The 7,070-nt window shown below is 37.8% G+C and carries 4 protein-coding genes; 2 read left to right on the top strand and 2 right to left on the bottom strand.

Annotation, left to right across the window (positions count from 1 at the left end; translation table 11 throughout):
- Nucleotides 1–153 precede the first annotated feature (153 nt).
- Complete coding sequence (locus tag AC13EX_RS04635; protein WP_482891743.1) at nucleotides 154–2,283, bottom strand: T9SS type A sorting domain-containing protein; 2,130 nt, start codon at nucleotides 2,281–2,283, stop codon at nucleotides 154–156.
- A gap of 184 nt (nucleotides 2,284–2,467) precedes the next feature.
- On the opposite strand from AC13EX_RS04635, the gene AC13EX_RS04640 reads away from it, so the two are divergent.
- Together AC13EX_RS04640 and AC13EX_RS04645 are read left to right on the top strand one after the other, a co-directional pair.
- Nucleotides 2,468–3,760: a UDP-N-acetylmuramoyl-tripeptide--D-alanyl-D-alanine ligase gene (locus AC13EX_RS04640; protein ID WP_482891744.1), complete on the top strand. Its 1,293-nt coding sequence runs from the start codon at nucleotides 2,468–2,470 to the stop codon at nucleotides 3,758–3,760.
- Nucleotides 3,761–4,069: 309 nt separating this feature from the next.
- On the top strand, nucleotides 4,070–4,819 hold the full coding sequence (locus AC13EX_RS04645; RefSeq protein WP_482891745.1) for a PmeII family type II restriction endonuclease: 750 nt from the start codon (nucleotides 4,070–4,072) through the stop codon (nucleotides 4,817–4,819).
- Nucleotides 4,820–4,868: 49 nt separating this feature from the next.
- Here the strand turns inward: AC13EX_RS04645 and AC13EX_RS04650 are convergent, their stop codons facing one another.
- Nucleotides 4,869–6,284, bottom strand: coding sequence for a DNA cytosine methyltransferase (locus AC13EX_RS04650; RefSeq protein ID WP_482891746.1), 1,416 nt, complete (start codon nucleotides 6,282–6,284; stop codon nucleotides 4,869–4,871).
- Between the last annotated feature and the right edge of the window lie 786 nt (nucleotides 6,285–7,070).

Genomic DNA, 7,070 nt, shown 5'->3' on the forward strand with positions numbered 1-7,070 from the left:
GCTTTAGGGTGATCGGATACGTTTTACCTGTTAGTTTTCTCTGCCCATTAAAATTTCACCCATTTAGCATAAAACATCAATTCCCGAAAATCCCCCTTTAAAGGGGAAAAAAGGGGGATTTCCTCGATAATTTTCAAGGAAACGAATGCTTCTTTAAGGACTAACAATCAACTTTCTATAATGCCTTTCGTTTTCATCTTTTATGATTTCCAATAAGTACAAACCAGAAGGGAAGCCAAAGCTGCTAAATAGATTTTCCTGATTTTTCACCAAGTCTATTCCTTTCATTATTAGGGCTCCTGAAGGACTGTAGATATTCATCCTGGCATTCTCGTTTATTGCAATTCTAAACTCCTGACCATTTGTAGGGTTGGGAAAAAGGAGAATCTCTGTACTTGATCCCGGTTCTGAACCTCCATTGTCCGTTTGCATTAAATATTCCAAACCACCAGCCCTATTGCCAAGGATTAAATCAAAACCTTCGCCCAGTAATTTCGGCACAAATGTAATGGAGGTGTTTTTGCCAAATCTGGTTTCTGTAAATGTTTTATCTCTTAATTTTATTGAAACCTGAATCCTTTCACTTTTCTGCAGGAAATCTTCAACAGCATACAAAACCCCTTGCTGATTGATAGCCATAAGCAAAGGTTTCGCTCCAGACCTCACCGCCACTGCCAAATTTCTATCCACAGGGTTGTCTGAAAAGCCCAGAAAATCATTGGATATCAATTCGGCCTCAAAACCATCGTTGATCTTGATGGAGTAGAGTATTAATTCACCTGTTTGCCTTGCGAGGAGTAGGTAGTTATTGGCTTGATTATGGAAAAAATGAACCTGATCTAAGCCTCGAAGCACCATAGATGGGAGATTCAATTCACTTCGGTCCTCAGGACTTGCGACATTGGAGATGAAAATTTTCTTTTCGGGCACATTGTTTTCATAATAGTCCCCAGTAATAATATGGTAGGACTCATTGTCCTTTGTTGTAAACCTTTGATAAGTCGGTTCTGTTAGGTTTAGTTCGCTGATATTCAGGTAGTCATCAGTGATTGGTCTGGCCTGATTGTCTCTCAATTCATAAGCCCATATTCTACCTTGTATCTCATCAGTTACCTTGGCATTTGCTCCAATGTAGAGCTCGCCATTGTTTTGGTTGCCTACAAAAAATGGCCGTGAATTTTCTCCAAAATCCAACATGTCATCTTTTAAAAAGAGGCTTGGGCTGGCATCCGGATTTGGGGAAAGTCGGTACAATGCTTTTGCAAAGTCTATTTTATAAGTGAAAGATGTAGCAGAGGAATGAGAAGAAACAATCAAATCGTCTTCCAATACATACCCTGCATGGAAAATTGGGAATTGAGGCAACTGTCCGTATTGAGGGATGTTTGTACTTAAGGTGGAAAATACAGGAGCTTCATCGGTTCCGGTGTTGGGTAAGAAGTAAAGGGAATTACATTCGTCGCGGCCCATCAGCAGGTCTTTGACACCATCCTGATCAAGGTCCTTGTACAGCAGGGTATGGCCACCAGAATGCAGCACCTTAAGTCCGTCAGTGTTTTGACGGGCAATGCTTAAAGGTGCTCCACCACAAGTAAAGCCAAAACTTACCTCACCACAACCACAAAACTCAAAGTTTCCCCAATGGTTTTGAGAGGCTTTGAATTGATCTATATCCGGAGAACCATTGCGTTCCATACTGGTATTCTGGTAGTACTCCAAAAAATCTCCTGAGGCAAAGTTAAAAGTAAGCACGTCCAAATCCCCATCCTGATCTATGTCTTCAATTAGCGGGATGTCTAATATATTGGCCGTAAGGTTGGAGCCATTTTCCAAACGTAGAAAGCTTTGAGCGACTTCCCAAACGGGCAATGAACTGTCTTGAGGGGTAATGTTTTTATAGGCCTTGATGCCAAATGGAGAACCTGTAAACAAGTCTTTTTTACCATCTCCATCAAAATCAAGCAGCAGGAGAAAAGCGTTTACATCTTCAGGGAACAGGTAGCTTCCTCCGGGGAGAAATTTATAAGCAGCCCCACTTTTCTCAAAGACCTGAATGCTTCCTGAATTTATGTCCCAAATAACCAGTTCTTCCTCACCATCGTTATCACTATCAAACTGTTGGAATTGAGCCGCATTTATCCCTCCGGCAAATGCCAGGGGCAGGCTTTTTCCATCGGCATCCAATACCTCCATGTTTGTATTAAACTCAAAGTTATACTGGGCTTTTACCAATGTTGTGACGAAAATAAGCAACAAGAAAAGGTAGATTGATTTTGTCAACATAAGTGATAATTGCGGTTTGGAAGCGAAATCTTGCTTAGGGGTAAAATTAATTTTTTGCTTTCCATTAAGAAAGGTATTTTTGAACTTTAACGGCAATTAATGAAAACAGATACATTACTTTTGTCTCTAAACAGGTGGATGGAAGTACTTGTTTGAATTTGCCTTCAAAAAATGATTAACCACAATGGATAAGATAGCACAATTGTATTCCCTTTTTCTTTCTTCAAAACGTGTTTCAACAGATACCCGGACAATTGAAGAAGGAGATTTGTTTTTCGCCTTAAAAGGCCCCTCTTTTGATGGTAACCAGTATGCGAAAAAGGCCTTGGAAGAAGGTGCCAAGGCTGTGGTAGTGGATGATCCGGAAGTGGTGGAGAATGAAAGCTATTTTTTAGTAGATGATGTTTTAACGGCATTGCAGCAATTGGCTACCCATCACAGGAAACAATTGTCCCTACCTGTCATAGGGCTTACAGGTTCCAATGGCAAGACCACTACCAAGGAATTATTGATTAGGGCATTGTCATGTAAATTCAAGGTGCAGGCGACTTTAGGCAACCTCAATAATCACATTGGTGTGCCCCTGACGCTTTTGGGCTTGAAAGAGGAAACTGAGATTGCTATTGTAGAAATGGGGGCCAACAAGCAAGGGGATATAGATGAATTGTGCCGGATAGCCTTGCCTACCCATGGGCTGATTACCAATATAGGTAGGGCCCATTTAGAAGGCATGGGAGGGACTGAAGGAGTATTGAAGACAAAAACAGAGCTTTTTCAATTTTTATTGGAGACGGATGGGCAGGTGTTTATTAATTCCGGGCAGGAAATCTTTACCAATATGATCAGAAGGTTTAAAAACCCTGTTCTCTTTCCAGGTAAAGCTGATTTTTGCCAGGTAACTTTCCTTGGCGCATCGCCGAATGTGTCCTTTAGCTTGCCTCCCGAGGAAACTAGCTATGTATCCAATCTTATTGGGCATTATAATTTTGACAATATAGCAGCAGCCCTTTGTTTGGCCAAGTATTTTGAGGTGCCTATGAAGGAAGCGGCGGCAGCCATCGCTGCTTATGTACCAGAAAACATGCGTTCCCAGATCATCGAAAAAAGAAGCAACCTGATTTTACTGGATGCCTACAATGCCAATCCTTCCAGCATGGAAGCAGCCCTTGAGGCATTTGGCAAGTTGAATAAACGCAAGCACAAGATGGTAATCCTTGGGGATATGTATGAGCTTGGAGAATACAGCAAAGCTGAACACGAGAAGTTGGGAGAACTTGTAAGTAAAATAGCCCTGGATAAAATCTGTTTTACAGGAAAAGACACCCAATATGCCCTTTCCAAAGCTCCCAAAGCCCTTTACTTTCCAGATGCCTTTTCCTTAAGAAACTGGCTTCAGGATTCCAATATAGAAGATTATCAGATTCTCATCAAAGGGAGCAGAGGAATGAAGTTAGAAGGATTACTTGATTTTGTATAGGGGGGTGTTGGAGTTTTAATAACTGTTTTAATTATTAAGATAATGATAGAAGTAATTTTTAACTTTAATCTATGTAATTAGCTTTTTAACTAGGTAGGTGAATATAGTAGCATTTTGATAATCTTAAAAAAATCACTAGTCCTTAGTTGATTATTTATACTAAATTATTAATTTAACAAAACAAGATTTTACATTGAATTTGAAATAAAATATTCAAAAATAGGTGTCTATAAAGTCCATTGTCTCCTATTGCTGAATAGAGTTACTATTATATTTAAATAAAAAAATAACCTTCAAAAATTATTGTTTATGAATAAGCTAGACTTAGCTGAGGTAAGGGAATATGTAGAAGAAAATATTAGTGATTTTCACGCTAAAAGGGTTGAGAGGTTAGGACAACTTAAGTTGAGAACTATCTTAAGAAGAAAAAACCCATATTTATTCAAAGCCAAAAATATTCTAACTGCGCAGGAGCTGATACAGGCTATTGTCGAAGCATATATATCTTCTAGCGAAGAAGGTATATTTGGTAATTGGCTTGAAGGCCTTGCAATATTTGTTAATAACAGAGTATATAATGGTAGAAAATCTGGAATACCTGGTGTAGATTTAGAGTTTAATAAAGGTGATGTAAGGTATATTGTTTCTATTAAATCTGGGCCAGACTGGGGGAATGATAGTCAAATAAAAAAAATGGTTGATAATTTTAATACTGCAAGGAAAATACTTCGTACTTCTGGGGCTAGTATAAACGTTATTGCAGTTAATGGATGCTGTTACGGTAGGACAACGGCAAAAAATAATTATAAACCAAAAGGTGATTATTATAAGTACTGTGGTCAAGTATTTTGGGCATTCATTTCAGGGAATGACCAATTATATAAAGAAATAATTGAACCTCTAGGTTATTTAGCCCAAGAGAAAAATGATGAATATTTAAAATCATATGCTCAAAAAATTAATTTATTTACTAAAGAGCTAGCTAACGATTTTTTTAAAGTTAATGGTGAAATAGATTGGGGTCAACTTCTGGAATTTAACTCCAAAGGAACTGTTTAAAGCTAACTTTTAATTGGTTTGGGTTATCAGAGTGCAATTATCGTATAAGCTATAAAGCTTGAATGTGATCATTCTTGAAATTTCGGATTTGCTTTTCAAATTCTTCCCTCCACTTTTCATCAGAGGTTCGATTATACCTAGAATATTTAAAATTTTTAAATTTTTGAATTTTTTCACCTTTCATTAATTTAATCAAATGGCGGCCTACTGCATACCCAAGACCAATAGGAACAGCATTTCCAATCTGTTTATACCTATCCAAGAGGCTACCTTGAATTTCCCAATTTTCTGGAAACTCTTGAACTTTCATGTACTCTTGAATACTGAGTGGTCTATTTTGAGTTGGATGGCAAAGGTCAGTTGCCGGCATTGCTGGATGTGTAACGAGTGTAGGGCTTGGTTCATCCCATTTTAAACGTCGCAAAAATCCAGTTTTCCCTCCTCCTGAATAAAATGACGCTCCCATTGCTTCCATTTGTAAGTTTAATGGTAGATTCTTCCAATTTTGACCTTCGGTTAAAAGCCTATAATATTTTAATCTTTTTTCAGGAAACACTAGATGTTCATGGGTGTCTTCAGGTATATTCTTAACCGCATTTCTAAAAGAATTCCATTTTTTTAGCCCACCCGTTCCTTCTTCATTATGTGTAGGCTCTAAATAGGGAGGTTTTCCTGTGCTCTTCGAACAAATAATAATTACACGTTCTCTTTTTTGCGGAGTTCCAAAATTTGCGGTATTATATAAATTGAAACTAACACTAAAACCAGCAGTTTCTAATTTTTCAATAATGTGGTTTAAAGCCCCTCCTGGTAATTCACTGATTGTTAATTCTCCAAAGCCTTTACCCCTTTCATTGTGACTTCTATGTTTTAATGGTGCCGATAATAAGCCTCTTACATTTTCAATTACTGCAAATTTAGGGCTAAGTTCTATTATCATATCAATAAAATTCAGAAATACATTTCCACGTTCATCTTCAAAAGCTTTTCTTTTACCAGCAGTACTAAATGCTTGGCATGGGGGGCCTCCTACGACCAAATCAATTTCTTCCTCGGAGTTTAATCCTGAAACAAACCTTACCTCAGAAGCAGAAAAATCTCTTATGTCACCAACTAATGCTATATTTGGATCGTTTTTTAGAATAGTTTTTCTGCAAGCTTTATCAGTTTCACTTGCAAATAAAGTTTGAAATCCCGCTCTTTTTATACCTAAATCCATTCCCATAGCGCCACTGAAAAAACTTAAAGCAATTGGCTTTGATTTGTCTCTATTAGAAAATCCGTAAATAGCTCGGTCTTCAGCAACTCCACAATGAGAAGAGCTTATTAGTTGGTTAATAGATTTTTCATTAATAATCCAAGTACTTCCTATTTTCTCAGATTTTAATTTCTCATTTTTACATAGGTTTCTAACTTGTTGGGGAGTTAGATTTAGTTTAACTGCTGCTTCTGAAACACTTAGCATAGGGTACCTAGATTATTTTCTTTTAAGAAAATTTATTAAGTACCAAATATAAGGATTAATTTATTTACAACGCTAATTGAAAATCAACTTTTGTGATGGGGACACTAACTTAAGTATCCAAAATCTAAAAAAAGGTTTCGTTTTATCTATAGGGGTAAAAATACTAGTGAACCTTATAGTCCACCATTTTTTCAAAACCTTCAGCCATAGCTACCCTCTCCCGGAGGCTGAGCCTGTCGAAGCCGTAGAAATCCCCTCCCGGAGGCTGAGCTTGTCGAAGCTGTAGGAGTCGAAGAACGTTAAAATGATATTGACTATTTCTACCCGGATTGAATTCAGGGTATATTTAATAAAGTTGAAAACTTTCAGCATTATGGGTCCAAGTTACACTACGTTAAACTTGAACCAGTGGTACCGGAGGCTAAGCCTGTCGAAGTCGTAGGAACCAAAGAGGGGTACTTCCGAACTGGGGTAGGGTACTTCAGAACCTACCCGTTGGAGTTTAAAACCTCAATTACCCACATTAAAACAGGTATGGGGTACCTAAAACTGACAAGCTTGAATGTTTTTTATGGAATTTTCCGGTTGAGAACTCATATTTTTCACCTCAAACCTGAAAAATTCGACCAAAAACTGACAAAAAACAGGGTAAAAACTGGAAAATATGACAAAATTTCAGAAAAAGTCATTGGATAAGGTCAAATTTTCTAGGTTCAGAAGTGGGGAGGGGTACTTCGGAACCTACCCATTGCAGTTATTAACCTCAAAATTCCAGTTCAGAAGTGG

The sequence above is a fragment of the Cyclobacterium sp. L-R genome (assembly GCF_056859355.1).

What these genes read in the sequence shown, in the direction of transcription:
- AC13EX_RS04640 (WP_482891744.1), top strand. Translation starts at nt 2,468, where the DNA reads ATGGATAAGATAGCACAATTGTATTCCCTTTTTCTTTCTTCAAAACGT.
- AC13EX_RS04650 (WP_482891746.1), bottom strand. Translation starts at nt 6,284, where the DNA reads ATGCTAAGTGTTTCAGAAGCAGCAGTTAAACTAAATCTAACTCCCCAA.
- AC13EX_RS04645 (WP_482891745.1), top strand. Translation starts at nt 4,070, where the DNA reads ATGAATAAGCTAGACTTAGCTGAGGTAAGGGAATATGTAGAAGAAAAT.
- AC13EX_RS04635 (WP_482891743.1), bottom strand. Translation starts at nt 2,283, where the DNA reads ATGTTGACAAAATCAATCTACCTTTTCTTGTTGCTTATTTTCGTCACA.